The sequence below is a fragment of the Priestia sp. BR_2 genome (assembly GCF_041954005.1).
In the GTDB taxonomy this organism is placed as follows: Bacteria; Bacillota; Bacilli; order Paenibacillales; family Paenibacillaceae; genus Paenibacillus_AQ; species Paenibacillus_AQ lautus_A.
On record NZ_JAVFHM010000350.1, the window covers coordinates 101170 to 127501 of the forward strand.

Here is a 26332-nt window from a genome sequence, read left to right on the forward strand (position 1 = left end):
GAGACTGGTACAGCTCTTTTCTATTGATCTCATGACAAGATGCTGCCTCCCGCTTCCGCCGCTGAAGCCGGCTTCCGCTGCAGCCTCAGGATTGTGAACGACAGCCCTGCGGATATGGCAATACAGATTGCCCCTGCAATGTAAACCATGCGAATACCGAGCGTATCCGCGATAAGACCAATAACGGCAATCGATACACTTGTTACCGTGGATAATAAGATATCCCGAGAAGCATATATTTTCGGCAGCATCTCCTGATCCACACTGGATTGGAGAGCGGTTTGCTGCGCCACATCCCTCAGCTGATAGGCCGGCCCCATCGCAATACATAGGATTAGAGCCACAACCGGGATACTGTTCAGGCCGTACCACAAAGTAAGCAGACTGAATACTGCGGAACCTGCGGCCATGCAGGGTATCAAATTTTTCTGGATGAAGGAAGACAGCAGCAGCATCAGCAAACCGCCAAGAATGGCGCCGACGTAATAACTGGCATTAATAAATCCCCACCAGGCCTCGCCTTGATGCAGCACTTCCTTTACATATACCAGCGTGATCGCTCCCACCCAGATGGTTCCGGCTATCCCCTCAACCATATCCATGATCGTGACGATTCTTAGCGTAGGAATTCTCCACAGATAGAACCAGCCTTCACGGATTAGTTCCCAGCTTGGTTTCCCTCGTCCGGCTGCAGCAGGAGCTTTCGACTGCATGGATCGAGCCGCAATCCAAAGACAGAATACGGATAGCCAGATGAGCGTACAGCTCATGATTAATGTCGGCATATGTCCGTAGCGTATGACCAGAAACCCCGTAAACGTATATCCCGCAATCTGCAAGGATTGGCTGGTCACGGATAACGAGCTGTTGGCCTTTACCAACCGGTCAGGAGCGACCATTCTTGGTACCATGGATTGGATCAGCGGGTTCCCCCATCCTTCGGTAAACGCTATGAATAATATGAAGATACACAATATCACGACCTGGGATGATATGTACGGGAACAAGACTACCAGCGTGGTCAACAGCAGGGCTTTCAGAACCTGAAGCCTCAACAGCAGCTTGAAGAAGCCGAATTTCTCCATGACGAGCGGAGCCGTAAAGCCGGCGGCAAACCGCGCCACTGCGTTAAACAGCGGGAACAACGCAGCAATAAAAGCCGAACCGGATTCCTGATACATAAAGGTAGTCAGCACCATGATATAGACAACGCCTGCCAGCGAAATGCTCGAGTGCGCGGTCCAGTAATATAAAAAGCCTCCTTCTTTCATGTCACACCCTATCCTAACGTGCCGATCTTTTTTTATTAGTCATAACATAGCTTATAAGTTTCTGTAAAGCTATTGAACCTTTCCCGTTCTAAAAAAGCCTGCTCCCATGATCCATCCATGAGAACAGGCCTTTGACTATGCGTTATTTTCTATGAAGCACTAACGGTGATCGACCAACGGTCTTGCCCCGGGCACGGGCAGCGCTTGTCTTTCAGCTTCGCGGCAATCTGTACGATGCATCCGCACAGCGTACACGTGGTGCCCCCTTGCAGTTTAGGGCATGAGAAGCACGCACGAAGACGGGCATCATATTCGTCATCCGGCACGCACCGGTCCGATGAGAACATCGGGGAGGACAGCACGCGCGTGATCTGCTCATCGCTGACCCGGTAATCGTCATGACAACCTTTACACCGATTATCCGCCATGACCTTCGTTTATTCCGCCGTGATCTCGAGAACGGTAACGGACATCGGTGCCAGCTTCGCACGCAGTACGTCACCTTCCTGTTCAAATGCAGTGAATGCAGCCGGCTTGAGAACCTCCGGCGATTCAAAGGTATTATGAGCGTCCAGCGAATCGGCGGCAAGCTGCCGGCCTACGATTTGCTTCACCGCACCGCTTAATCCCCGAAGCTGGATCTTCACGTCGCTCTGCTCCGCGTGACTAACATTACACAGGCTTACATGGATTTTGCCGGCTTCATCCCTCGAGGCCGTCACGGATACTTGCGGGATCTTCTCGCCATTCATCTCATAATCGGCCCCGCTGTGATGGGTAGCCAAACGTTCGGCATCCTGATGCACTTTGTACATATCAAACACATGATAGGTCGGGGTAAGGATCATCTTTTCGCCTTCGGTCAAGATGACGGACTGCAGGACGTTGACGATCTGCGCGATGTTTGCCATCACCACCCGATCGTTATGCTCGTGGAAAATATTCAGCGTCAAACCCGCCACCAGGGCATCACGGATCGTATTCTGTTGGTACAGGAAGCCAGGGTTCGTGCCGGGCTCGACATCAAACCAGGTGCCCCACTCATCCACGATGAGACCGATGCGCTTATTAGGATCATACTGATCCATAATCGCCGAATGTCTCGTGATCAATTCATCCATATGGAGTGCTTTCTTCATGGTGGTGAACCATTCCTGTTCGCTGAATCCGGTGGCAGGTCCTTTGCCTGTCCAGAATTCGCCCGGAACCGTGTAATAATGAAGGCTTATGGCATCCATGTACGGATGCGCTTCCCTCATGACGGTTTCCATCCAGCGGTAATCGTCCACATTCGGGCCGCAGGCAATTTTGTAGATCTTGTTCTCGCCATAGTTGCGGACGTAAGTCTGATAGCGTCTGTACAAGTCCGCATAATATTCCGGTCGCATATTGCCCCCGCAGCCCCAGTTCTCGTTCCCGACTCCAAAATATTTCACGTTCCACGGCTTCTCGCGGCCATTCTCCTGACGCCATGCGGCCATCGGCGACACGCCGTCAAAAGTCATGTATTCAACCCATTCCGACATCTCCTGAACGGTACCGCTGCCGACATTGCCCGATATGTAGGGTTCGCAGCCCAAAAGCTCGCAGAGACGGAGGAATTCGTGCGTGCCGAAATGGTTGTTCTCCACAACGCCGCCCCAGTGCGTATTGACCATCTGTTTCCGATTCTCCCGCGGCCCGACGCCATCTTTCCAATGGTATTCGTCGGCAAAGCAACCGCCCGGCCAGCGCAAAACAGGTATATTCAGCTGTCTCAACGCATCCAGCACGTCATTGCGGATCCCTTCCGTATTGGGTATCGGCGAATCCTCGCCCACCCATATTCCTTCATAAATGCAGCGGCCCAGATGCTCGGAGAAATGTCCATAAATATTGCGATTGATTTTGCCTTTGGATACGTCCGAATGAATGGTAATAACCTGACTCATGACTTTTTCCGCTCCTCGCTATTATTTTATAGATGTTTATATGAAACAGTTTATAAATCTTTAAAACAATGATATCGATCAATTCTGATTCCGTCAACCAATAATTTAAACGCTTTCACTCTATTGGCCTTATTTTTTGCCAAAAAAAAGACCAGCCCACAGCCGATCTTTCGATCCAGCTTTGAGCCAGTCCTCTTTAATGCGCGGCCCGATTTAAAAACTCGCGGGTCCGCTCCATCTTCGGCTGGTTAAATATTTGATTCGGCGTTCCGGCTTCGACTACTTGTCCGTGATCCATGAAGATGATCCGGTCCGCCACTTCCTTGGCAAAACTCATCTCATGCGTCACGATCACCATTGTCATGTGCTCCTCGGCCAGCTGCTTGATGACGGCCAGCACCTCGCCGGTCAGCTCGGGATCCAGCGCCGATGTCGGTTCATCAAACAGCATGATGTCCGGATTCATCATGAGCGCCCGAGCAATGGCCACGCGCTGCTTCTGACCGCCCGACAGATTACCGGGGTATACATCCGCTTTATCGGACAAACCGACTTTTTGCAAAAGTGCGGTGCCGTTCGTTCTAACTTCTTCTTTGCTTTGTTTCTTGACATGTTTGGGCGCGAGGCCCAGATTCTCCTGTACCGTCAGATGCGGAAACAGGTTGAAGTGCTGAAATACCATGCCCATCCGGGACGTGATCGCTTTGATCTGCGGCGGACTGGAATACACGCCGTCCTTCACCAAATACTGATCCTGCACCTTGATCGATCCGCCGTTGATTTCCTCCAGATGCACCAGGCTGCGGAGCATGGTGCTCTTTCCCGAACCGGAAGGCCCGATGACGGCAATCACTTCATTCTTCTGAATCTCAAAGCTGACGTCCTTCAGCACGTTCAGCGAGCCGAAGGATTTTTTCATATGGGTTACTTCGATAATTGCCATTGCGCGACAGTCCTTCTATTCATATTTGAATCGGCGTTCCAGATATTTAAACAGCAGCGTTAACACAAGCGTCATCAGCAGGTATATCACGCCCGCAATAACAAACGGCATTATCGTGAAATCCCGATTGACCGCCGTATACGCGAAGTGCAGCAGCTCCGGTACCGCCACCGCATACAGCAGCGCCGTATCTTTTACCAGCGTAATGGATTCGTTGGATACCGCAGGCAGGGCTACGCGGAACATCTGGGGCAGAATTACTTTCGTGGTCGTCTGCCAGCGGTTCAGGCCCAGCACCTTAGACGCTTCATATTGCCCCTTGTCAATCGCCAAGAGTCCTCCGCGGAAGATTTCCGCAAAATAAGCGGCATAGTTCAGCACGAATGCCAAGCATGCGGCTACAAAACGATCCAAAACGAGATATTCTCCGATCACCGGCAGCACCGGCAGCCCAAAGCAGAAGAACAGCAGCTGCAGCAGCAGCGGGGTACCTCGAAAAACATATATATAAGCATTGGCCAACCAAGCCAGCGGCTTGATTGCGCTTCGAACCATTAACGTGAACACAAACCCGAGCGGTATGGAGACCAGAATGGAAATCAAGAACAACAGGATCGTGGTCTGCGCGCCCTCCAGCATCGGTTTGCCGATTTGAACGATGTAATCCATACTCATATTTGCTTAACTCCTAATGGAAAAACTTCCGGAATGCTGAAGTTCTCCGATGATTTCATTGTACCGACCGATTGGAACAGAAAACCGGAGCCTTTGGTCAAAGTCCGGTTTCTTGGAATATCTATGGGGAGGTTGGATGACCAACCTCTTGGGAATGCCTACTTCAACACTTTGTCTTCCCCGAACCACTTCTCGGAAATCTTGGCGGCCGTGCCGTCGGCATTCATTTCGTCCAAGGCTTTCTGCAGGCTTTCCAGCAGTTCCTCATTGCCTTTCTTAACTCCGATCCCGTACTGCTCCGGTGCCAGGGACTCCTCCAAAATCTTGTACGTTCCCTCTTCCTTGGACATGTAGTATTTCATGACTACTTCGTCAATGATCACGGCGTCTACGCGTCCATTCTTCAAATCGCTCAATGCCAGCACGTTATCGGGAAATTCGGAAATGTTCTTCACTTGCTCGTGAATGGCATTGGCGCTAAGCGCGTCGGCTGCCGAGGATAGCGACTGCAATCCGACCTGTTTGCCGGCCAAATCGCCGATCGTTGCGATATCCGAATCGTTCAGCACCGCCACCACCTGACTGTTCTCCAGATAAGGCTTGGTGAACAGCACTTTCTCCTTGCGCTCATCGGTGATGGTATAACCGTTCCAGATCAAGTCAATGCGGCCGCTGCTAAGCTCGGATTCCTTCGCTTTCCAGTCAATTGGCTGGAACTTGACTTCCTTGCCCATTTTCTCGGCCGCTGCGCGGGCATAATCAATATCAAAGCCGACAATTTCATTGCTCTCGTCGCGGAATCCCATGGGCGCGAACTTGTCGTCAATTCCGACCACCAGCTCATTCCCCCCGCTTGCCGAGCTCGAACAGCCGACTACCGTTAATAAAAGCATGAAGCCTGCTAACACGGATGCTATCTTTTTCACCAGAAAATCCCCCTCGTAGACGTTAAGCGCAGTCATATTCTGGGATCTGCATCAATCCTCGTCCTATGCATAACTGCTTTTTCACTTTAATACGTTATCAAGACTCCATGATAGCATATTAGCAGAGAAGAGTCGATAGTTTCATAGAATGGCCACTTTTCACCATTCGCATGAAATTTATGTATTTTCATCCTATTTTAAGGTTATTTTAAGGATGAGTTCAGTTTAGCGGGAAAGAATGATGGACTGTAAGACCAACAACATGAAAGGCGGTAAACAACAATGACAACCCACATGAAGTCAGTGAAGCGGTTGGTGCTGCTCGCCATCGCTTTAGTCATGGGCCTCGCTTATCTTCCCGTCTCGGTTTCGGCGGAACCGATCGGACAGCAATCGGAATCACCGGCTGTTCCTTCGTCCAAGGACGAACGCGGGCAACATAAACCCGGCCATATGTTCAAGGCCATCTCCGAGTTTCTGAAGCTGGAGCCGCAAGTTCTCCGGGATAAACTCAAAACCTCGACCCTCGCGGAAATAGCCAAAGAGCAAGGCGTATCGCGGGATGCCATGAAAGCCAAGATCATGGAGCTGCTGAAGGAGAAAATCGCTTCGCATCCAAAGCAGCTGGGCAAATCCATCGATTACTCCGCAGCGGCGGATAAGCTGCTTGACGCCAAGGGCGGATGGCACAAGCAGCGGATGCATCAGCGGCACGGCCGGCTGATCTCGGATAGCGACGAGCTGGCCAAGCTGCTGAAGACAACGCCGGACCAACTCAAAGCATCGCTGCAATCCGGAAAATCGCTGGCCCAGATCGCGAAGGAGCAAGGCGTACCCGTCCAGTCCGTCATTGATCAGCAAGTCCAGGCACTCACGAAGCGCCTGGATCGGAAGCTGTCCGAGGGCAAGGTGACGAAGGAAGAATACGAAGAACGGAAATCCAAGATAGCCCCCTTCGTCAGCGACGTGGTCAACGGTAAAATCAAACCGATGAAACACCAGCACTACAGCAAAGATGCCGGTTAACGCTTGCCGTTAGGCTTACAAACAAACTTAAGAGCCGCCCCTCGGTAGGATTAACCGAAATGGAGCGGCTCTTCATCAGTTCGCTTCTCTATTTTCATGATAAATTAAGGCACATACTGTTGGATGATCTTCACGACGACGCCGTCTTCAACGGTGATATGAAACGGAAACCATTTCATGTCCACGATATCATCCTTTTTGTAAATGTCCGCGAATTTGCTCAGGCTCACCGGCTGATTCCAGGAAATCTGGGCATCCTCATAGCGTCCGGTATGGTCGTACAGCTGGAGCAGCACCTCTGCATCGTCCGCTACCGGAAGTTCGATATGCTCTTCCGTATCGTTCACGATATAATAGCCGTCGGGGGCCTCGGTCATCTCAGGGTCCTGCTCCCGTTCGCGGAACACCTGATTCGCTTCCTCTCCCTCATACCACTCGATAGGATCTACTAGAAGAAAGACCTTGCCGTCTTTGATCTCCAGTCCGTTTATGTAGGCAGCTTCCTGATTCGAAGCTTTCGGAACCGGCTCATAATTGTTGCCTGAGGCTACACCGACGGTTGTCATCATGATCAGGACAAGCAGCATCATTGCTCCCAATTTCCAAGCCGACTTCTTCATCTTCTCATCGCTCCCTCTTCATACTTCTATTGAAAGATCAGATTTATACTACTTTCTGCCTCGGAATCCGACTCAACAAACATTAATGGTCATTAACCCAATTCTTGGGATTTGAAACACCTATGTACTTGTCGTTCCTATTTCTTTCCTTCATTATACGAATCGCCGCCGTAAAAAGGATGTCATTTCGATGTAAATTCATTACAATATTTCAATTTTCGAAAGCGCTTCATATCGATTGGAGCGGTCCTGCATGATGCAGAATGCGAGAAAACAGCCAAACAAAAACAAGCCCGCCCCGCTGATTCCTCAGTCGATGGTCAGGCTTGTTCCTATAACCAGCTATTATTGATTGAATGCTTCGGTCAGAACCGGAACGATCTGCGATTTACGGGAAACCACGCCTTTAAGAAGCGCCTTGTTCTCCGACAGAGATACATTGTACGCTCTCTCCACGGCTTTGGACTCTTTACCGAGCGCCAGCGCGATGGAATCGTTGTTCAGGATGTCCGTCACCACGAAGACAAACAAGTCCAGGTTTTTGTCCGTAATAATCGATTGAATCGCATCCTCGAGTTCTGCTTGGCGGGACAATACATCATTCGTATCCACCGCGTTGACCTGGGCGATTTCGACTTTGGCACCGCCCATTTGGAATTCCTTGGCATCGAGGGAGATCAATTGAGCGATGGTTTTGTCGCTCAGATCGGCACCTGCCTTGAGCATGTCCAAACCATAGCTGTCGGCATCCACGCCGGCGATTTCAGCCAGCTCGCGAGCAGCAGCCACATCCTCGTCCGTGCAGGTTGGAGATTTGAACAAGAGGGAGTCCGAGATGATCGCGGACAGCATCAAGCCGGCAATTTCTTTGCGAACGGCTACGCCCTTCTCCTTATAAATCTTGTTCAGGATGGTAGCAGTGCAGCCGACAGGCTCCGCACGGTAGTACAGCGGATGGCTTGTCTCAAAATTAGCGATGCGGTGATGATCGATAACCTCGATTACGCGAACCTGATCAATGTCGCTGGCGCTTTGCTGACGCTCGTTATGGTCCACGAGAATGACGTCCTGCGCTTCGTTTGCAACCGTCTCAACGAGGCGAGGCGCCTCTACTTTGAAGAAATCGAGCGCGTACTGCGTTTCGCCGTTAACGTCGCCAAGACGCACGGGCTCGGCCGAAAGACCAAGCTGGTTCTTCAAGTCAGCATATGCAATAGCAGAGCAGATGGTGTCCGTATCCGGATTTTTGTGTCCAAAAATTAAAGTTTTAGCCATATTTAATGCCCCTCTCGCAACATGAATTTCATCGTTTATACCAATAAACAGATGATCACCTATCTGATTATAGCGTTAAATTCTACTTATTCCAATTCCTTTACAGAGATTATTTTCAGAGAGCGTTTATACCAATACAATCTCCGGTTCCGGAACGAACCCGAATTGGTTGTTGATCGACTCCGAAATCAGATTCATCAAGTACAGAATGTCCGTTGCCTTTGCATGCTTCTGGTTCAGAATCATGTTGCCGTGGTGCGGAGAAATGATGGCGCCTCCGTATTCGGTCCCCTTCATATTCAGCTGGTCCACGAGCGAGCCTACGGCTACCCCGTAATCGTAATTGTTCTTGAATACGGAACCGCAGGACGGATAGTCGAAATGACGCTTACTCGTCCGGTACTTGATGATGTCGAGCATCGACTGCGGCGTCTCGATTCCCCTTCCGGCCAAAGCATGGACCTCGCCCAGAAAGAACGAGAAAAAGGACGGCAGCGAGGACGGATGGCTGCCGCGGCTCTTCCACTCCGCGAGCAGCGCCGAAGTCGAATGGATCTGCTCCTCCGAGCTGACCGGTATGTTGAGATCGGCGCCTACGATGATCCATGGATGCTGCTGGAAGATGGATTGCTTGTATGCGAATAAACAGTCCCCCGCCGCAATGGACTGCACCTTCAGGCCCGGATCCATCGTATCGATATAATATACCGTATCCAGGATATCGCAGATTTGGCGCGCATTATATTTGGCGTTCATATAGATGCCGGCGCCTACGCAGCCCGGCAGCAAAAAAGTAAAGTCGAGCAAATCGGTTCCGCCCATTAACCCCATCAAGGAAAGCAGGGACATCGGCGTTCCGGATGAAACGTACCATTTGTCTCCCGAAGCCTGCAGCTCCACCAGGTTTTTCAGCGAGATAAAGACCAGATCGTGTTTCGGTTCGTCCGGGAACAGGATATTGGAGCCCATTCCGAAAATGTACCATGGCAACCCGCGTTTTTTGCAATCCTGCAAAAGTTCCGCCAGGTCGGCTGCCGTTTCAGGCATGGCCAGATAATTGGCTGAACCTCCGATCCCGTACGTCGAAAAGGCAGACAGCTCCACATTGCGCTTGCACAATCGGTCAATAGCAGATGTATGTAAAGTCATCGTAGACATGTCACTCCCTATTCTTCACATTAGGCACAACAACCCTTACTAAATGTGGGGATGTTACATCATTATGATGCAACTACTCGGATGGTGTCAATCTGGGGCGAAATCCTGGCCATATAGCAAAAAATCCCTGGATTACGGCTCGTAGACCGTAACCAGGGATTCGTTCATCACGTTACCAAGATTTATTCGAGGAAATCCTTGAGACGCTTGCTGCGGCTCGGATGACGCAATTTACGGAGCGCCTTCGCCTCGATCTGGCGGATGCGTTCGCGCGTTACGCCGAACACCTGCCCCACCTCTTCCAGCGTACGGGTCCGTCCGTCCTCGAGTCCAAAACGAAGCCGAAGCACGTTCTCTTCACGCTCTGTAAGCGTATCGAGCACTTCCTCCAGCTGTTCCTTCAGCAGCTCGAAAGCCGCCGCATCTGCGGGTGCCAACGCATCCTGATCCTCGATGAAATCGCCCAGGTTGGAGTCGCTTTCCTCTCCGACAGGCGTTTCCAGGGACACGGGTTCCTGGGATACCTTCTGGATCTCGCGCACTTTCTCCGGTGAGATGTCCATCTCCTTGCCGATTTCTTCCGGCGTCGGTTCGCGGCCCAGCTCCTGAAGGAGCTGTCTGGAGACACGCACAAGTTTATTGATCGTTTCCACCATATGCACCGGAATCCGGATGGTTCTGGCCTGGTCGGCGATCGAGCGGGTAATCGCCTGACGAATCCACCAAGTGGCATAGGTGCTGAACTTAAAGCCCTTGGAGTAGTCGAATTTCTCCACCGCTTTGATCAAGCCCATGTTGCCTTCCTGGATCAGATCAAGGAACTGCATTCCCCGACCGGCATAGCGTCTTGCTATACTAACAACGAGACGAAGATTCGCTTCGGCCAAACGGCGTTTCGCTTCCTCATCTCCCTCCTCTATACGTTTGGACAGTTCCACTTCTTCATCGGCTGAGAGGAGGGGAACACGACCGATTTCTTTCAGGTACATGCGAACTGGATCGCTAATCTTGATGCCTGGCGGAAGCGAGAGATCGTCGTGAACCGAAAAATCCTCTGTTGGAGAATTAGCCGATTTCTCTGTATCCGTAACCTCGCGTTCCAATGCAAAATCCGCACTCTGACGGTTCTCCATTCTATGCCCCCCTGTTGACAATCCCATATTTTCATGCTAATCTAGCATTAGATCATTATGACATTAAACCAATAGTTATTTATCCTTCATTCTAGCATATTTTATAGACTATATCAACTTCTAATATATTCTAGTCCGTTGTACCCGATCTCAACTCTGAGATCGGGTTTTTATATATTCCTATTACATATGTTACGTTTACTTCATTTGATCTAGTACTGCTTTCGTATGCTGATTTAACGGCTTTATATCGGGAGCCTTCACGGGATCATCGCTTAGCTCATATTTGTGCTTTAGCTCAAGCGTCGCCCTTACACGGTCGTTCAGCATCTCCTCCGGGATCAAGCCGCTCCGGACAGCCTTGGTCAATGCCTGGATGACGGCTTCCTCCTGCGCATATTCATGTCCGATCAGTACCATGTTGCTTCCTGCGACGACGGATTTCACGGAAGCCTCACCTACGTCCGTGCTGCCGGATATAGCACCCATTGTCATGTCGTCCGTAATGACAACTCCCTTAAATCCCATCTCTTCCCGTAACAAATCGTTGATCACGGGCTTTGAATACGAGGATGGCGTATCCGGATCGATGCTCTTCATGAGCAGATGCGCAACCATGACCACATCGGCCCCTTCATTAATCGCTTGTTGAAACGGAACCAGCTCCATTTCATGCAGACGCTTCAAGTCATGCTCCACCACGGGCAAACCGAGGTGGGAATCGACCGAAGTGTCGCCATGTCCTGGAAAATGCTTCACGACGGGAACGACTCCCTTCTCCTGTATCCCCTTCATGGAGGCAATCCCATGCTCGGTAACGGTCTCCGCCGTAGTGCCAAAGGATCGATCGCCGATGACCGGATTGTTCGGGTTGCTATGAATGTCCAGCACCGGGGCGAATACCATATTGAGCCCGAGTCCCGCAACCTTCTGCGCGATAAGGCCGCCAACGCGCTTCGTGAGCGCTAGATCCCCCTTGCTTCCGACTTTGCCGCTTGACGGCAGCTTTACATATTCCTCGGGAAAACGCGTAACCCGTCCGCCCTCCTCGTCTATACTCAGCCACAGGGGCACCGGATTGGCAGCATTGGCTTCCTTCAGATCATTGAGCAGCTTTACCGTCTGCTCTACGCTCTCTATATTGTCTTTGAAGAGGATAAACCCGCCAACATGGTGATCCTTCACCAATTTACGCGAAGTTTCATCGATGGCCGTTCCTTCGAGTCCGACCAGTACCAGCTGGCCGATCTTCTCCTCGACGGTCATGTCGTTCATAAGCTCAGCGATCTCATCTTCGGTTTCGTTCGGAGGCAGGCTGCCGTCCTCGCTTTCATTGTCGGTACTGCCTGACGGAGGCTCGGTTTCGTTGTCATTCTCTTGAGAAGGCGGGTTCTGGTCCTGTCCTACCTCCGATGGCGAAGTTCCTTGGCCATCATTGCCCGCATTCCCCGTCTCCGAACGGCCCTGGCAACCTGCCAGAACCAGCAGCAAGATGACAACCAGCATCGTTAAGCTCATCCATGGTGTCCTTCGCTTCAACATTGTCACCTTCCTTCATGTTCACACTACTGTATTCGCCCTCTGTCCCGCAGAGTCCTTCCATCATAACATGATTTCGTTAAGGGCCAAAACAATCCACAACGAAAGCCCCCCGTTGCAAAACAAGAAGAAAAGAGCCGCAGCGATGGCGGCCCTTCCTTCTCTATTTAAGCAATCCGAGCTGACGGGCTTGCTCCTCCGTCAATATAAACTGCTCCGTCTCCCACACTTCATCCTCTTCCGTTCTTCCGAACATCAGCATGATATCGTCCCATATATTCTTTTGCATCGCCTCGGCTTGCGTGATAATAACCTTCATGTCTGCCTCAATCCTTTCCTTGGGTTCATCCCTACTATTACATAATAAAACCACGGAGGGCAGAATAGAATCGATAAGCAAAGCAAAAGCCTGCAAATAGTATCTGCAGGCTGGGGCGGAAGTATAACTAAGAATAGGCAGGATGGTGTTTAATCCATGACATGGCAATGGTGCCTTCGCCTGCATGTATGCCTGCAACAGGGATAAAGGTCATGATTTCGGTCTTAAGCGACGGATGAGCTCCGCTGATTTCCTTCTGGATCTCCTCGGCCTCTTCCACGTTGTTCGCGTGCATGATGCACACCTTCTTAATTTTCTGTATGTCTGTTTTCATGATATCGATCATTTTCTGCTTGGCTTTCTTAAACGTCCGGATCTTCTCCTCCACAATGACTTTGCCTTCGTCAAAACGGAGCAGCAGATGTATGCGGAGCAAATTGCTCAGCAGCAGCTGCGTACCGGACACCCGGCCGCTGATATGAAGTCGATGCAGGCTTGCCGGTATGAGATAGAACGACATGTTGTGCACCATGGTCTGAATTTTATCCTTTATCACCTGTACGGTATCCCCCTGGCTGTGCCAGTGAATGCCGGACATAATCATTTCGCGCACCGGAAACGCTCCCGCTTGAGAGTCGATGCCAACCACGGGTACCTCGGCAATCTCGGCCGCCTGCAGGGAAGAATTCAAAGTTCCGCTGAGCTCCGAAGAACAGTGAATCGCAATAATATCGTCATACTTCACTTTCAGGGTTTCGTAAAGCTCAATGAATTCTCCGATGGGAGGCTGGGAACTGCTGACTTTCGGCTCGTCTTTCATCCGTTCATAAAAGGCTTCTGCCGATATGTCGATTCCTTCCCTGTAGGCCTCTTGGCCCAGAATCAACCTCAAAGGCACAATGTAAATATGATGCTTCTTGGCGAATTCAGGGTCGATAGTGCTCGTGCTGTCGGTTACCCATGCAATGGATCTCATGATCGTGTTCACGTCTCGCTTTCGTGTAGTAAGAAATAGGAATGGAAGCGATTTAAGCCGCTCATTTCATCATATCTTACCCTTGCGGCGCATTGCAAATGGAAGGGGGATGATTTCACGTCCTACGCCTGGGTTCGCCACACAAAAGCCTTATTTTCCGTCTCCGTTATACCCTTTTTCCCCAAAAGGTTCCAGCCGTTCGATCCAATAGGCTTCCCGCTTGCTGACCGCACCCTTCAAATCGAAGAACGGATCTTCCTTCGGCTCAATCTTCTCCAGGATCTCAAAAACAAACGCATCCTCTCCAAACTCTTTCCAATCCTGCTGAAGCGGCTTGTTGTAGCTTGTCCCCATCTGCAGCTCGAAGCGCTTGCCGTTCATGGTTTTCAGATTGTTCGTTCCGGCGACGAATATTTTACCGTTCTTCGTGTTCCGAATTTGATACACGCCGGCTTCAATCTTGATCTCCTTGTACATCTGATTTAGTTCCTGTCTGCGATTCATGGCCTTAACGCCTCCTTCTTGCTTTCATCTATGTCGTTAGCCAGTACTGGCTTCCATCATCCTTGCGATCCAAAAAACCATATTCGATCAAATATCGGCGAATGGTCACATAATCGGGATTGTCTCTTCCGATCGTATCGTTGATTTCCTGCTCGGAATACAAGACATCGGGTTTAAAACGGGCGGCGATTTCGCGCAGCACGACGTACTTCTGCTTCTCTTTAAGCTTAAAAGTCTTCAACGGGCCATCGGTCCCCTCGGGGAACGCCTTGGCTAGGATCGATTGCCTCTCTTCTTCCGTAACATTGTAGCGTTCATCGATCATTTTGGCCTGCTTGGGGATCTCCACGAACGCCGGAGCATGGCTGTCCTTTTCCTTCAACAGCTCCATCAAGGTCAGCAGCACCTTGGACTGCCTCTCCTTCTCTTTCAAGGCAAACCGGTGATTGCGTATCGTCGACGCGCTGCCGATGCCGAGCTCCTGCTGGACCTCCTTGTCGTTCATGCCTTGATAGAAGAGCTGCAGCAGCCGGTTCTGATGCTCGGTCAGTCCGGTCAGCTTCTTATCGAGGCCGGACAGATACTGAAACACGGAGCCATGCTCCCGTCGGATATGAACGGTCATGTATCGTTCCGATTCGTACAGCACATCCTCATCCGGGTAGATGATCCCCTTCTCCAGCGTCTTGCCGCACAAGAGACATACCCAGACGGGGCCTTCGTCGATATAGCCTTGTTTAAGTTCATCTATGGAAGCATTCCAGAAGCGTTCATTTAGGTCCATCGCACACACCACTTCCCCCAAAGTTATTTACATAGACATTTTATATTTTTGTCTATAGCATGTCAATCAAGCCCCACGACGACATAATATTTCTTCCTCCCTCCCGTGGAACCTGCTAGAATAGAGGTTGCTGCTGTAAAATTTAGGGGGTATCATCATGGGATTCATACAACAGTCGGCAAAAGAAATGCGTTCTTGGCCGCGCAACATCAAGCTGTTTTTTCTAGCTAACGTGCTGTATCAGTTCGGTACCGGCATGTTCAGCGTGCTCTACAATTTGTACATACAAGGCCTGGGTTATAATGACTCCATGAATGGAACAGTGGTCAGTATTCAATCCCTCGCCACGGCATTGATGTTTATCCCGATCGGCTTGATCGGCGACCGCGGAAGCCGCAAGCGAATCCTGGTCCTTGGCGCGTTGTTAAGCGGCGCCGGACTGATTGCGCGAGCTTTTCTGGCGAGTGAGTTCAGCTTGCTTGGTCTCGCGGTATACACCGGACTGTTCGCATCCTTTTTTCAGGTGCTGGCGATTCCGTTTCTGGCGGAAAATACGGCGAAATCGGCTCGTATGCGCATCTTTAGCATCCATGCCTCGCTTGTGCTTGCTTCTCAAGTGTTAGGCAGCATGGGAGGCGGCTTCCTGGCGGATGCCCTGCAGGCATTCGGCCTGAACAAGGTCGATAGCTTGAAAACGGCCCTGTTCATCGGCGGTCTGGCAACCTTTGCGGCATTTATCCCGCTCTTGTTCACGACCGACAAGAACGACGCGCATGCACGGCCTCTGGATGCACCCATCCCGGATCAACCCCTGCGCCCTGGAGGAGCGGTTACCGCCTCCGGGATCGGAGATTTCAAAGTCATCGGGCAGTTCGCGCTTGCCCAGCTGTTGATCGGCCTCGGGTCCGGACTGGTCGTTCCTTATTTGAATTTGTATTTTACCAACCGTTTCTCGGTATCGTTATCCGCGGTTGGGATTCTGATATCGCTCGGACAAGTCATGACGATAGTATCCATGCTGATCGGCCCTTCGCTGGTGAATCGGGTAGGAGCCGTCAAAGCCGTGGTTCTCTTTCAAGTCCTATCCTTGCCCTTCCTGTTGTTAACCGGCTTCACGAATGTCCTCCTCATCGCATCGGTCGGCTTCCTGTTCCGTCAAGCCTTGATGAATGCGGCCAATCCGATACAGTCGTCGATTCTGATTGACCGCGTACCGGATCACCGGAGAGGCATCGCCAATTCCGTCACGCAAACCGCCTTTATGCTCGGCTGGGCGACGATGGGGCCCGTACAGTCGAAATTGGTCACCACATACGGCAGCTACTGGGGATACGCAATCACCTTCTGCATTACCGGAACGCTGTACGTCATTTCCTCGTTCCTATATTACCGAATGTTCCGCGAACGCAAGGGCAGCGGTCTTTCCCCGGATGCTTCCGCTACTCTCTAGCCTCGACCCGCAGCGGTTTGACATGGGGCGGGACATCCCGTTCGCCTGCAGGAACGGTCCGGGCCTGAAAGCTTCCCTTATACCGGAAGACAGGCCCCAATATCGGGTTGACCACCTCAACGGATATCCGATATAACTGATATTCGTCATCATACCATTCGCATACATCGGCCGTTCCGGTGAGCCACCGGGGAAATCGAAACTGCAGCCGTCCTTCATAAAACCTCTGCTCCCCCGATCGAATGCGAATTCCGCCATGCTCCGCGGCAGCGATCCGAAGATCGACTGCCAAGTGCTGTTTGTTTCCCAAATAATCCACGACGCGGCTGCGCTGTGCGCTATAAATCATCGTGGCGTCAAATCGTCTTCGAATGCCAGGAAAATCAAAACTTCGGCACCACGTCACCGTTTCTCTTCCCCAGTCATCCCGATAAGCGTAGTTCTCAATCCGGAACGGGATCCCTTTCCCCCGGTTAGGAAACATGATATGCCGCATCGTACCTATATGCAGCGGCAGCGCCGCCCATCGAGCGTACCAGATTTCTTCCATGATGCCTTCGCCGATCGAAGCGACGTTATCCTTGCTGTCGAACCCGAACCGCTCCTGGATTTTAGGATGAAGCTTGTGAAACTGGCTTCCAAGCGCCTGCTCATAGATCGAGGTCATGTTCATTCACTCCTTTATCGGATGTATGCCCACGGACAGTTCTTTGTCTTCGAACCGGACGGTAAGCGCTTGGCAAGTCCGATGCGGACAGCGAAGCCATGAAGCAGAATCCAATCATCGATCCGCTAAGCGTTAACGGATTGAACGGGGCTTTCATTAATTCGGCATCCGTCATCCATGCTCCAAGCATCAAGATCGCAAGCAAGATCATGATCAGCCTGTACCACAACCGGTTCTTGTGAAAGAGCAATGTCAATAAACCGACGCCGATCTCGGTGATGCCGAGCAAGGTCAGCACCATCCCTTCCCGACCGGCTGCCAAACCCGACTGCCTCAGCAGATCAAGCTCTCCCGCTTCCGGGAACAGAAGCTTCGGAACCAGTCCTTCATAGCACCATAGAACAACCAGCATAAACACGCTTAAAGCGTGGATGATTGCCTTTTGGATCGTGACCGTAGGCGGAATATCCTTCTCGGCCCATAATCGGAGCACATCGAAGCTCCAAGCCGTCGCTGCGCCGAATAAAGGCCGAAACAGCAGGCGGTCAAACCAGGCCCCCGGCATGCCGAACCGCGTCCTGTAATCGTATTGGGTCGAGAAACGGATGACGCCGTTGCCGCTGTCGGCGTATTTCCAATAGCCGCTCCCCTCCTTTACCAGGGAAATGCGCTGATCCGAGCCGAATCGCAGCACCGAGATCCGGTTCCCGGTCCTCGGGTGCACGGCCGTTTTCGTAGCGCCCGTTCCCGTAACTTCCAGTCCGAATCCGATGCGGGTTTTGTATAAAAACCGCTGGACGTCCGAATCAGCCTGCGGCAAATCATGAATCTCGGAAAAACGCAAATCCCATTGTTGATGCAGCTCGGGTCTCTGTGTCAATGACCACAATGTTTCCATATCCGTCTTGATGTCGAGTTCAACATAGATCGGATTTCTCTTCATGCGCACTCAGCTCCTAATGGATAACCCTTCTCGGTGACAGCCGGGCCCCTCTATTTACAAGCCATTTTACCGCTGAGGGGGATTCCCCGTTAGACCTCACTTTTATAGAACAAACGAAGAAGAGGTACTACGTTTCGTAGTACCTCTTCCATTTCTTCCATATGATCCGTCTTCCGTCCCGAAGCTAGTTGTCGTTCTCTCTCACGATCCCTTTTCGGCGGACCTTCTCCACGGCCTCCCTGCTGCTCCTCACCCCGAGCTTTTTCAGAATTTTATTGATCTGATTTTTGAGCGTGCTCTCGGTTTTGAACAGCTTCTTCTCCATTTGGGAATGGGTGAAACCCTCATCCAACAGATCAAACACTTCACGTTCCGCCGGCGTCAAGCTCCGCAGCTGTTCTTCGCGCTTGAGTCGGGCAAATTCCTTGAGCAGCACCTCCATCGATCCCGGTTGATGTACGGCGCTTCGGATTGCGGCCGGCAATTCCTCGAAATTCGATTTCTCAATGTAATTGACGGCTCCGGCCGTATAGGATTGCATGATCACCAACTCGTCATCCAGCGAGGTCAGCATGATCACCTTGGCCTCGGGCTTTCGTTCATGGATTTCTGCAGCCGCGTAGATGCCGTCGAGTCGGCCCGCCGTCAGCTGAATATCCATAAGCACGATATCGAAGGACAGGACTTCCGCCATCGCAATCGCTTGTTCGGGGGACTCGGCCGCGCCGACCACGATCATATCCTCCTGCGCATTCAGAAAAACGGTCATTGATTTAATCCAATCCGGATCGTCCTCGACCAGAAAGACGTGTATTCGATTCAAGGCTCTTCCCTCCCGGATAAACGAATGATTTTGCTGCGGGGAAAATACAACGTGATCTCGGTACCGACCGATTCGCGGCTCTCCAATCCCACGGAGCCGCCGCTTTTCTTCATCACGTTGTACGCATAGGTAAGGCCAAGTCCGAAGTTTGACTTCCTGTGGCCCTTGGTGCTGTAGAACGGTTCAAACACAAGCGGCTGCTGCTCTTCCGGAATGCCCATGCCGTTATCCTTGACGGAAATCGCGGCTCCCTTGCGGTCGGCCGTTACCGTCAACGCGATCACTCCTCCGTCAGGCATCGCCTCGACGCTATTGCTTATGAGATTGCTGATCGCTTCCTTCAAATGGACGGCATCCGCAAGCAGCCAGGGACGCTGTGTGCACAGCACCTTTAACTCGATGCCATGGCTGCGCAGCCGTTCCTGTTCGCGAAGCTGCAGTTCAGCAAGCAGCTGATCCGCGCGGATAGGCTGTTCCACCAGCTTAAACGCCTTCATCTGCTGCTGCATGCGCCCTGTCATCGCTAACAAATGCTTGGAAGCGTTAGCGATGACATCAAGCTGCTCCAGGGCCGTTTCGTTATCCGGCGACAGCAGCCGCTTCACGTTATCGGTGCTCATGGCGATTTTCCCGACCTCGTTCTTGATGGTATGATTTAGCATCGTTGTACCCGAGCTGACCGCTTGCATCGTGCGATCCAGCGGATCGCGCTCGAATTTCAGGCGGACGCCCAGGACGCCGTACACAAAGGTGCAGATGACGGCAACGCCCATCGAATACAGAATAAACAGGGATACGTACCGGAATGAATCGTAACCGGGCCAGATGACATTCCCTACATTTATCAACAGCATCACACCGAGCAAGGTTGGCACCATAATCCAGGTGGTAATCCACATGCTTTTGCGTTTCTGCGGGTTCTTCTCAGAGGATAAGGCTCCAATGAGCAGAGCGCATGCAGCAACATAATACGGGCCGGTCCATACGAACAGCCATCCGTAATGAATCCGGTAATCTTTCGTAAGGAGCACCTGGACCAGCATCGCGAACACAGGCAGCAGCAGGCCTATTTTGAGATCACGTTTTCTCCTATGGTGCCGGGGCCTGCCGGTATACACCATGCAAAATATCAACACGCCGTAAGGTGTCAGGGTATGGTTGAGGAATTGAATCCACGGCCCGTAGGCGGTCGCAATAAAACCGGAAGGCGCTAGCCAGTCCGTCAACCCCCCGATCCCTGCACTCCACAGGAAAAAAGCCGCCCAGCGGTTCACCTCGCTTCGAGGCTGATTGAACAGCAGCACGGCCGCTGCAGTCCAAAGCGCGAACACATAATACATCAAGACGCATCGTTCCATTCTCTTCCCGAATATAGTTTCATCCTACCATAATTGCGCCAGCAGGGGGACCTCCCTTCTTACCCATGCCGAGGAAATAAAGATCACTGATATATGACATTGTTTATTTCTTCAATACCTTCATTTTACATTGCGAAAACATTCAGTTTACATTCAGCCGCGCTTAAGAAAGATATCAGGAACGATTGATAGGATAGATCTCGTAAGCAAACAAGCATACGAAAGACAGAGAGAAACGAGGTGGAAACATGACAACCCCATTAAAATACCGGAACGAGCTGAAGTTCTTCGTGAATCTTCACCAATATCGGATCATCAGCCAACGATTGAAGAATTTGGTGACCTACGATCAGCATGCCGGACCCGCCGGGGAATATCACATTCGAAGCTTGTACTTTGATGATATCAATAATAAAGCCCTATACGAGAAGCTGGCGGGCGTCCGGGATCGGGTGAAATACCGCATCCGTATTTATAACGTAGCCGACGACACGATCCATTTTGAGAAGAAAATCAAATTCCGGGATTACATTGCCAAGCTGAAGGAGCCGCTCACAAGGGAGATGACCGATCAGATCATGGCCGGACAATACGACTGTCTCTACCAGCCGGATAAGCCTTTGATGATGGAGCTGTACCACGAGATGAAGCATAAGCTGCTGCGGCCCAAGGTCATTGTCGATTATGTCCGCGAGCCTTACGTCTGCGCTAACGGAAATGTGCGGATTACGTTTGACAAGGAGCTGAGAACCGGCCTGCACTCCACGGAACTGTTCAATCGAAACCTGCTGCCGATCCGGGCGATCGATGAGAATCTGATCATACTCGAGGTCAAATACGACGAGTACATTCCGGATTACATCAAAATCGCGCTGCAGTTGGAAGGCCTCAACCGGCAATCGGCATCCAAATATGTAATGTGCCGTAAATTTCTGAAATATAACACATGGGAGGATCAATAGTTCATGAACACCACATCGACTTCAAGCAATACGAACACCACCAATTTTTCGGATATCGTCAAAAAATCCGTCATGGAAAATTTCGTATCCGACATCAGCATCGCCAAAATTTTGATCACGCTCGCCGTTGCCTTTGTTATCGGGCTGTTTATTTATCTGCTCTATAAAAGGGTCTTCAGCGGCGTCCTGTATTCCAAAAGCTTTAACGTGTCGCTGATCGGGATGACGATGATCACGGCCGTTGTCATCATCGCCATCAATTCGAATCTCGTGCTCTCGCTCGGTATGGTCGGCGCGCTCTCCATCGTCCGTTTCCGTACGCCCATCAAGGACCCAACCGATCTGATCTTCCTGTTCTGGGCCGCGGTTGCCGGGATCGTAACCGGAGCCGGATTCTACACGCTGGCTGCCATCGGCTCCGTCGTTGTCGGTCTTATCCTGTTCTTCTTCATTAAGAAAGCGACGGTCGATACCCCTTACCTGCTGGTCGTCCATTGCGATAACGAGCAGGCCGAGCAAGCCGTTCAAGGACAAGTCGGTCAGGCTGTGAAGCGTTACAACCTGAAGCAAAAAACCGTGACGCCAGGCAGCATCGAGCTGACGCTGGAAGTACGGCTGCGCGATGCCGAAGGCCAATTCGTGAACAAGCTGTCCCAGCTGCAGGGCGTTCAACATGCGGTTCTGATCAGTTACAGCGGCGATTATGTATCCTAAGTCAGGCGGTGGTCAGAAATGATGAAGAAAAGAACGACAGTCCTGCTGTCCCTTGCGCTGGCCATAATCCTTCTGCTCACAGGCTGCCAAAGGACGACACAGGTTGCCGGGACGGCTGGAAGCTCTGAGAACGATGGCCTTCAGGAGCAAATCGATTCCTCGGTTTTTCCGAAGGACAAGGTCATTGACGTTAAAATCACGATCGACGAAGCGGATTTCCAGGATATGCTGGACAACGCCAGCGCTGAAGAATACAAAGAAGCGTCCGTCAATTACAACGGCATGCAATTTGATCATGTCGGCATTCGCACCAAAGGCAATTTAAGTCTGCGCAGCGTGGTCAATTCCGATTCCGACCGCTACAGCTTCAAGATTTCCTTTGACGAATATCTCAATCAAACCTTGAACGGGATCAGCAAAATCAATCTGAACAACAACTACAGCGACGCCTCGTATATGCGGGAATTCCTGACCTACGAGCTGGCGGAATCCGTCGGTCTGCCCACACCCGGCTTCTCTTACGTCAATGTATACGTTAACGATGAATTATGGGGGTTCTACCTCGCAATCGAACAGATTGGCGATTCTTATCTGCAGCGTCATTTCGAAAATTCGTACGGCGCATTATACAAAGCCCAGATGACAGGCACGGGCAGCGATCTGGCTTGGCTCGGCAGCGACCCCGATTCGTACACCGGGCTTGTCATGAAATCCAAGTCCTCCAATGACGATGTATTGATCGACATGCTCGACGAGCTGAACAATGGCACCGATTACGAGAAGGTGCTGGATGTCGATAACGTGCTCAAGTACGTTGCCTTGAACGTCGTTGCCTCCAATATGGACAGTTACTTGGGGATGAACAAACAGAACTACTACCTGTATGAGAACAACGGCATTTTCTCCGTCCTGCCCTGGGATTATAACATGGCGTTCGGAGGGTTTGGGGGCTCCGGCATCCTGATTGACGAGCCCACTCAGGGTGCTTTGACGGAACGTCCCCTGATTGCCAAGCTGCTCGAGGTTGACGAATATAAGGAACGTTACCACGCCATCCTCTCGGAGATGCTGGAGGGATACATGCAGCAGGACCATTTCGAGGAACGCGTAGCGCAATTGCAGGAATTGATATCCGAGCACGTCAATCAAGACCCCAGACCGTTCTACTCCTATGAGGAGTACGAGCAATCGCTCCCGACATTGACCTCATTCGCGGAAGAGTCCATGGATAATATCCAGCAGCAGCTGGATGGGACGATCCCTTCGTCCGGCGACGGAAGCGGCAGCGGCGGCGGGATGGGGCCTGGTGGCGGAGGAGGTATGAGGCCTGACGGCGCCGGCGTGCGACCTGGGGGTGACGGGATGGTACCTGGCGGCAATACGAATTCCAATGATGCCGCCCAGGAGAGCTCTACCGGCACCGGGACAAGCACGGCACCGGATGGAACAGCCGGCAGCGGGACTAACGGGACTGACGGGACTGGGATCGTTGTCCCTAACGACGCCCCGGGCGGAGGCATCTCTGGCGAAAACACGCCCGCCAACAACGACGGTGCCGCTTTTGCTCCTTCCAGCAACGCGGATGTTACTTCCAGCGGCATTGGGGAAGGCTCTGGCGACGCTCCTGACGTGGATGAATCTGTCTCGTCGATTGTATCGGCGGTTGGACCAGGCACAAGCAGTTCCGACGAAAGAACAGCGATGGATGCTGCTTCTGCCGTTAATCCAACAAGTCATGCAGAGGAAAGTAACGCAGAGGAAAATTCTACAGATTCAACGCAAGCTCCGAACCAGCCCTCTACAGGCGGCAATCAACCGACCATGCCGCAAGCGCCGGCTCAGAATGGGCAAGGGCAGATGCCGGATTTCCCTCAAGGCCAGATGGGGAACGGGTTCGGCGGCGAGTTCGGCGGTCAAATGCAGGGAGGACGCGGAATGGGCCGGCCTGGCGATTGGTCGAACGAAGCAGCCCAGGAGCAAGGTAGCACCCAGGAAGCCTTGTACGCAGGAGTTTCCCTCGTACTGCTGCTGCTCTCATGTCTTTTTGTGACTCTATATAAACGAAAAAGATTGTAATCAGCAAGCAAGGGACAGTTCCGAAGGCATCGACCTTTGGAACTGTCCCTTTTATATGCGCTAATCGTTATTAGCCGATATCCGTTACATAATCATGCAACTATTAAGCGGTGATCCACGTTAAAATAACCGGTGCAGCGATGAGGAGCGCGCCGAGCGCTACGATGGTTCTCGTCGCATTTCCGGACAGTTTGCGCTGCGTCTCCGCCGAACGATACCAGCCGCTGAATTGCAGGCGATTGCGATAGAGGACCAGGAACCAACATACATTTCCCGCAAACAGAAACAGGAAATATAACCCTTCCCATGGAATCCAGGACTTCAGGATCTGATGCTCTATGCTGCCCAGAACCGCTGTCACGACCATCAGAATGATCATCATTCGAATGATTTCCAGAATGGATGAGGCCAATTTGGTCATAAATGCTTCCTCCTTTCATTCATGCCGATACTGGATATTTTACCATTATACAGCAAATACAAGGACTCCGCATCCATTCCCGTAGAACGATCAGGAACGGGGAGCTCAATTGGAGTTGAGCTCAGCTTCTTGATCGTGAAACGATTGTTTTCTTACAAAGTATGAATCCAGCTTCCGACTGCCCCATAGGGACAGCAAGATAAAGGCTAGGACACCGAGCAATTTGAAGGGCTCCGCCATAAAATCCGAGAGATTAGCCCCGATGTAAGAAACGCAAAACACCATAATGCCCTTGCCCAAGGTTACGGCCATGAGATAGGACATGACGTTCATTCTCGCCAGTCCGGCGGCCACGTTGACAGCGACAAACGGCCCGACGGGAAGTATGCCCAGCAGAAAAACATAACTGAAGCCGTTGCGTTGAATCCAGCGCATGCCGCGCTGAACCTTCGGTTTTTTCGCCCAGCGTTCGATCAGGGGAGTACCGGATATTTTCCGCACGAGGAGAAACGTCGTCAAGCATCCCGCCACCATTCCGATCCAGGAGTAAAGAAATCCCGCCCACAGCCCGTACACCGCTGCATTAACGCCAACGATCACGATCGTGGGCATTGGAGGAATAAAGGATTTCAAGAAAGTCAGCAGTATGCCCGGCAGAGGGCCTAAGGCTCGAAACTGGTCAAGAAACCATTCCAGATTGCTCTGTGTAAAATAAGACATGATGTCCAAGTAGCCATTCAATGACTTCACCCATTTCCGCTAAGTATTGCTTGTCCTAACCGACTTGCAGCACCTGATTCAGCTGAGCCAGATGGTGATTATCGTGCCAGATGAAATCCCGCATAAATTGCGCCACTTCAAAGGGATGTCCGTCTCCGTCCGCGTACCGCTCCTCATACTTCGTTTCCGGCAACGCTTCAATGGTCCGAATCAGCTGTTCCCTTGCGGTTATCGTCCGGTCCACCAGCGCTTCCGTCGATAACGTTTTGGCATATTGCTTGGCCTCCTCATTGAAGGCGTCATAATCCAGATGCCGGACGGTCAATGCATCTCCCGTTGAGATTTTGGCGATAGCCTCATTAAAAAAATACTCATCCCATCGCATGATATGGCACACCACGTCGCGCACGGTCCATTTCCCATCCGCAATCGGGGAATTCCAATAGTCCTCATCCAGGACACCGAACTCCTTCACCTTGCCGATCCATTCCGAATACTCGTTTAACAGCTGCTGTTTGTCATTCATATACATTCTCCTTGTCCATATATGATTTGATATAAGCGTCCAGTCGAGCCTCCGGCCAGCGATACATCTCCAGCAGCTCCTCATAAGGATCGCCCGGTAAATGCAGCAGCTTCGCAAAGGCAGGTTCCGTCTTATACCCCGCCTTCTTCAGCTCAATGATGGTTTCTCTTGCAGCTTCGCCGAGCCGCTTCAACAGCTTGTATTCCACTACCATATGGCGGTAGCCATTCTGCTTCACGGAAGGCACCGGCTGGGCAAAAATCTCGAATTCCCAGCCTTTGTACCGAAATCGCGCTACTGCTCGCTCTACGTTCCCCACACTTCGGAAAGAGTATGTGAAATCCGAAACAAGTCGGTCGTATGACGCTCTGAGTTCTCGCTCGAACCGGTCAAACTCCGTCACATGACATATGATATCGAGATCGCTTGAAGCGATGTCAATCCCTATAGGGATCGTGCCCACCAATATAGGACTGCAGGATTTCAAATGCTCCCATAGTTCCAGTTCATCTATGACCGAAGCTGCCTGCCTCTGCTTGGCCGTGCCTTGACGTAAATACTCCAGGATTAAAAAATCCAACTCTGCTTGCAT

Annotated in this window: 27 protein-coding genes and 1 pseudogene; 5 read left to right on the plus strand and 23 right to left on the minus strand. The window is 51.5% G+C overall.

What is annotated here, in order from left to right; all coding sequences use genetic code 11:
* Positions 1 to 29 precede the first annotated feature (29 nt).
* From RB298_RS31560 to RB298_RS31585, 6 genes are all read right to left on the minus strand, one after another.
* Positions 30 to 1271 (minus strand): MFS transporter, encoded by a 1242-nt coding sequence (locus tag RB298_RS31560; protein ID WP_486050273.1) that lies wholly within the window; start codon positions 1269 to 1271, stop codon positions 30 to 32.
* 149 nt (positions 1272 to 1420) lie between these two features.
* Positions 1421 to 1699 (minus strand): hypothetical protein, encoded by a 279-nt coding sequence (locus tag RB298_RS31565; protein WP_096774385.1) that lies wholly within the window; start codon positions 1697 to 1699, stop codon positions 1421 to 1423.
* A 9-nt stretch (positions 1700 to 1708) separates the two neighbouring features.
* Positions 1709 to 3202: an alpha-N-arabinofuranosidase gene (locus RB298_RS31570; protein WP_096774386.1), complete on the minus strand. Its 1494-nt coding sequence runs from the start codon at positions 3200 to 3202 to the stop codon at positions 1709 to 1711.
* Positions 3203 to 3398: 196 nt separating this feature from the next.
* Positions 3399 to 4145 carry an amino acid ABC transporter ATP-binding protein gene (locus RB298_RS31575; RefSeq protein WP_486050276.1) on the minus strand — a complete coding sequence of 249 codons (747 nt, stop codon included), beginning with the start codon at positions 4143 to 4145 and terminating at the stop codon, positions 3399 to 3401.
* Between the two features lie 15 nt (positions 4146 to 4160).
* The gene (locus RB298_RS31580; RefSeq protein ID WP_096774388.1) at positions 4161 to 4820 is read right to left on the minus strand and encodes an amino acid ABC transporter permease; all 660 of its coding nucleotides are present in this window, start codon (positions 4818 to 4820) and stop codon (positions 4161 to 4163) included.
* A gap of 158 nt (positions 4821 to 4978) precedes the next feature.
* On the minus strand, positions 4979 to 5746 hold the full coding sequence (locus RB298_RS31585) for an amino acid ABC transporter substrate-binding protein (protein ID WP_192571368.1): 768 nt from the start codon (positions 5744 to 5746) through the stop codon (positions 4979 to 4981).
* Positions 5747 to 6028: 282 nt separating this feature from the next.
* Here RB298_RS31585 and RB298_RS31590 point away from each other — a divergent pair, with 282 nt between their 5' ends.
* Positions 6029 to 6772, plus strand: a complete 744-nt coding sequence (locus tag RB298_RS31590; RefSeq protein ID WP_096774390.1) for a hypothetical protein — start codon at positions 6029 to 6031, stop codon at positions 6770 to 6772.
* Positions 6773 to 6876: 104 nt separating this feature from the next.
* On the opposite strand, the gene RB298_RS31595 is transcribed toward RB298_RS31590, so the two are convergent.
* From RB298_RS31595 to RB298_RS31635, 9 genes and pseudogenes are all read right to left on the minus strand, one after another.
* Positions 6877 to 7392, minus strand: a complete 516-nt coding sequence (locus RB298_RS31595) for a hypothetical protein (RefSeq protein ID WP_096774391.1) — start codon at positions 7390 to 7392, stop codon at positions 6877 to 6879.
* Positions 7393 to 7737: 345 nt separating this feature from the next.
* Positions 7738 to 8667, minus strand: coding sequence for a manganese-dependent inorganic pyrophosphatase (locus RB298_RS31600; RefSeq protein WP_009593146.1), 930 nt, complete (start codon positions 8665 to 8667; stop codon positions 7738 to 7740).
* Positions 8668 to 8793: 126 nt separating this feature from the next.
* Entirely contained in the window at positions 8794 to 9816 is a 1023-nt protein-coding gene (locus tag RB298_RS31605) for a UDP-N-acetylmuramate dehydrogenase (protein WP_192571365.1), read from the minus strand.
* Between the two features lie 191 nt (positions 9817 to 10007).
* Positions 10008 to 10952: pseudogene (rpoD, locus tag RB298_RS31610) on the minus strand (RNA polymerase sigma factor RpoD); the annotation flags it as partial.
* A 204-nt stretch (positions 10953 to 11156) separates the two neighbouring features.
* Positions 11157 to 12500, minus strand: a complete 1344-nt coding sequence (nagZ, locus tag RB298_RS31615) for a beta-N-acetylhexosaminidase (RefSeq protein ID WP_486050280.1) — start codon at positions 12498 to 12500, stop codon at positions 11157 to 11159.
* Between the two features lie 160 nt (positions 12501 to 12660).
* The gene (locus RB298_RS31620) at positions 12661 to 12816 is read right to left on the minus strand and encodes a hypothetical protein (protein ID WP_176502421.1); all 156 of its coding nucleotides are present in this window, start codon (positions 12814 to 12816) and stop codon (positions 12661 to 12663) included.
* Positions 12817 to 12943: 127 nt separating this feature from the next.
* Positions 12944 to 13792, minus strand: a complete 849-nt coding sequence (locus RB298_RS31625) for a DegV family protein (protein WP_036661431.1) — start codon at positions 13790 to 13792, stop codon at positions 12944 to 12946.
* 150 nt (positions 13793 to 13942) lie between these two features.
* Complete coding sequence (locus RB298_RS31630) at positions 13943 to 14296, minus strand: GIY-YIG nuclease family protein (RefSeq protein ID WP_015736172.1); 354 nt, start codon at positions 14294 to 14296, stop codon at positions 13943 to 13945.
* Between the two features lie 28 nt (positions 14297 to 14324).
* Positions 14325 to 15080: a DUF2087 domain-containing protein gene (locus RB298_RS31635; RefSeq protein ID WP_096774396.1), complete on the minus strand. Its 756-nt coding sequence runs from the start codon at positions 15078 to 15080 to the stop codon at positions 14325 to 14327.
* Positions 15081 to 15237: 157 nt separating this feature from the next.
* Between RB298_RS31635 and RB298_RS31640 the strand changes: the two genes are divergently transcribed.
* On the plus strand, positions 15238 to 16530 hold the full coding sequence (locus RB298_RS31640) for an MFS transporter (RefSeq protein ID WP_486050282.1): 1293 nt from the start codon (positions 15238 to 15240) through the stop codon (positions 16528 to 16530).
* On the opposite strand, the gene RB298_RS31645 is transcribed toward RB298_RS31640, so the two are convergent.
* The 4 genes from RB298_RS31645 to RB298_RS31660 form a co-directional block, all read right to left on the minus strand.
* Positions 16520 to 17197: a DUF4166 domain-containing protein gene (locus tag RB298_RS31645; protein ID WP_096774398.1), complete on the minus strand. Its 678-nt coding sequence runs from the start codon at positions 17195 to 17197 to the stop codon at positions 16520 to 16522. The genes RB298_RS31640 and RB298_RS31645 overlap by 11 nt on opposite strands.
* A complete protein-coding gene (locus RB298_RS31650) occupies positions 17181 to 18140 on the minus strand; it encodes a DoxX-like family protein (RefSeq protein ID WP_486050284.1) in 960 nt (319 codons plus the stop codon). The genes RB298_RS31645 and RB298_RS31650 overlap by 17 nt, the downstream gene beginning before the upstream one ends.
* A 184-nt stretch (positions 18141 to 18324) precedes the next feature.
* Positions 18325 to 18963, minus strand: coding sequence for a response regulator transcription factor (locus tag RB298_RS31655; RefSeq protein ID WP_096774400.1), 639 nt, complete (start codon positions 18961 to 18963; stop codon positions 18325 to 18327).
* Positions 18960 to 20303: a sensor histidine kinase gene (locus RB298_RS31660; RefSeq protein ID WP_486050312.1), complete on the minus strand. Its 1344-nt coding sequence runs from the start codon at positions 20301 to 20303 to the stop codon at positions 18960 to 18962. The genes RB298_RS31655 and RB298_RS31660 overlap by 4 nt, the downstream gene beginning before the upstream one ends.
* A gap of 266 nt (positions 20304 to 20569) precedes the next feature.
* On the opposite strand from RB298_RS31660, the gene RB298_RS31665 reads away from it, so the two are divergent.
* From RB298_RS31665 to RB298_RS31675, 3 genes are read left to right on the plus strand one after another with little or no spacing between them, the layout of a single operon-like run.
* A complete protein-coding gene (locus tag RB298_RS31665; protein WP_015736179.1) occupies positions 20570 to 21283 on the plus strand; it encodes a polyphosphate polymerase domain-containing protein in 714 nt (237 codons plus the stop codon).
* A gap of 3 nt (positions 21284 to 21286) precedes the next feature.
* Entirely contained in the window at positions 21287 to 21997 is a 711-nt protein-coding gene (locus RB298_RS31670) for a DUF4956 domain-containing protein (protein ID WP_015736180.1), read from the plus strand.
* Positions 21998 to 22015: 18 nt separating this feature from the next.
* The gene (locus tag RB298_RS31675; protein WP_486050287.1) at positions 22016 to 24073 is read left to right on the plus strand and encodes a CotH kinase family protein; all 2058 of its coding nucleotides are present in this window, start codon (positions 22016 to 22018) and stop codon (positions 24071 to 24073) included.
* A gap of 103 nt (positions 24074 to 24176) precedes the next feature.
* On the opposite strand, the gene RB298_RS31680 is transcribed toward RB298_RS31675, so the two are convergent.
* The 4 genes from RB298_RS31680 to RB298_RS31695 all read right to left on the minus strand — a co-directional run bounded on the left by RB298_RS31680 (position 24177) and on the right by RB298_RS31695 (position 26332).
* Positions 24177 to 24494, minus strand: a complete 318-nt coding sequence (locus RB298_RS31680) for a hypothetical protein (RefSeq protein WP_015736182.1) — start codon at positions 24492 to 24494, stop codon at positions 24177 to 24179.
* 105 nt (positions 24495 to 24599) lie between these two features.
* A complete protein-coding gene (locus tag RB298_RS31685) occupies positions 24600 to 25244 on the minus strand; it encodes a TVP38/TMEM64 family protein (RefSeq protein ID WP_015736183.1) in 645 nt (214 codons plus the stop codon).
* Positions 25245 to 25269: 25 nt separating this feature from the next.
* On the minus strand, positions 25270 to 25740 hold the full coding sequence (locus tag RB298_RS31690; protein ID WP_192571358.1) for a DinB family protein: 471 nt from the start codon (positions 25738 to 25740) through the stop codon (positions 25270 to 25272).
* A complete protein-coding gene (locus tag RB298_RS31695) occupies positions 25733 to 26332 on the minus strand; it encodes a DUF4269 domain-containing protein (protein ID WP_486050289.1) in 600 nt (199 codons plus the stop codon). Before RB298_RS31695 ends, RB298_RS31690 begins: the two co-directional genes overlap by 8 nt.

Coding starts and splice junctions, on each gene's coding strand:
- RB298_RS31580 (WP_096774388.1), bottom strand. CDS start 4,820: ATGAGTATGGATTACATCGTTCAAATCGGCAAACCGATGCTGGAGGGC.
- RB298_RS31670 (WP_015736180.1), top strand. CDS start 21,287: ATGAACACCACATCGACTTCAAGCAATACGAACACCACCAATTTTTCG.
- RB298_RS31690 (WP_192571358.1), bottom strand. CDS start 25,740: ATGAATGACAAACAGCAGCTGTTAAACGAGTATTCGGAATGGATCGGC.
- RB298_RS31625 (WP_036661431.1), bottom strand. CDS start 13,792: ATGAGATCCATTGCATGGGTAACCGACAGCACGAGCACTATCGACCCT.
- RB298_RS31605 (WP_192571365.1), bottom strand. CDS start 9,816: ATGACTTTACATACATCTGCTATTGACCGATTGTGCAAGCGCAATGTG.
- RB298_RS31650 (WP_486050284.1), bottom strand. CDS start 18,140: ATGAAGAGAAATCCGATCTATGTTGAACTCGACATCAAGACGGATATG.
- RB298_RS31570 (WP_096774386.1), bottom strand. CDS start 3,202: ATGAGTCAGGTTATTACCATTCATTCGGACGTATCCAAAGGCAAAATC.
- RB298_RS31660 (WP_486050312.1), bottom strand. CDS start 20,303: ATGTATTATGTGTTCGCGCTTTGGACTGCAGCGGCCGTGCTGCTGTTC.
- RB298_RS31620 (WP_176502421.1), bottom strand. CDS start 12,816: ATGAAGGTTATTATCACGCAAGCCGAGGCGATGCAAAAGAATATATGG.
- RB298_RS31630 (WP_015736172.1), bottom strand. CDS start 14,296: ATGAATCGCAGACAGGAACTAAATCAGATGTACAAGGAGATCAAGATT.
- RB298_RS31565 (WP_096774385.1), bottom strand. CDS start 1,699: ATGGCGGATAATCGGTGTAAAGGTTGTCATGACGATTACCGGGTCAGC.
- RB298_RS31560 (WP_486050273.1), bottom strand. CDS start 1,271: ATGAAAGAAGGAGGCTTTTTATATTACTGGACCGCGCACTCGAGCATT.
- RB298_RS31640 (WP_486050282.1), top strand. CDS start 15,238: ATGGGATTCATACAACAGTCGGCAAAAGAAATGCGTTCTTGGCCGCGC.
- RB298_RS31590 (WP_096774390.1), top strand. CDS start 6,029: ATGACAACCCACATGAAGTCAGTGAAGCGGTTGGTGCTGCTCGCCATC.
- RB298_RS31645 (WP_096774398.1), bottom strand. CDS start 17,197: ATGACCTCGATCTATGAGCAGGCGCTTGGAAGCCAGTTTCACAAGCTT.
- RB298_RS31665 (WP_015736179.1), top strand. CDS start 20,570: ATGACAACCCCATTAAAATACCGGAACGAGCTGAAGTTCTTCGTGAAT.
- RB298_RS31680 (WP_015736182.1), bottom strand. CDS start 24,494: ATGACCAAATTGGCCTCATCCATTCTGGAAATCATTCGAATGATGATC.
- RB298_RS31675 (WP_486050287.1), top strand. CDS start 22,016: ATGATGAAGAAAAGAACGACAGTCCTGCTGTCCCTTGCGCTGGCCATA.
- RB298_RS31595 (WP_096774391.1), bottom strand. CDS start 7,392: ATGAAGAAGTCGGCTTGGAAATTGGGAGCAATGATGCTGCTTGTCCTG.
- nagZ (WP_486050280.1), bottom strand. CDS start 12,500: ATGTTGAAGCGAAGGACACCATGGATGAGCTTAACGATGCTGGTTGTC.
- RB298_RS31695 (WP_486050289.1), bottom strand. CDS start 26,332: ATGCAAGCAGAGTTGGATTTTTTAATCCTGGAGTATTTACGTCAAGGC.
- RB298_RS31600 (WP_009593146.1), bottom strand. CDS start 8,667: ATGGCTAAAACTTTAATTTTTGGACACAAAAATCCGGATACGGACACC.
- RB298_RS31575 (WP_486050276.1), bottom strand. CDS start 4,145: ATGGCAATTATCGAAGTAACCCATATGAAAAAATCCTTCGGCTCGCTG.
- RB298_RS31635 (WP_096774396.1), bottom strand. CDS start 15,080: ATGGACCTAAATGAACGCTTCTGGAATGCTTCCATAGATGAACTTAAA.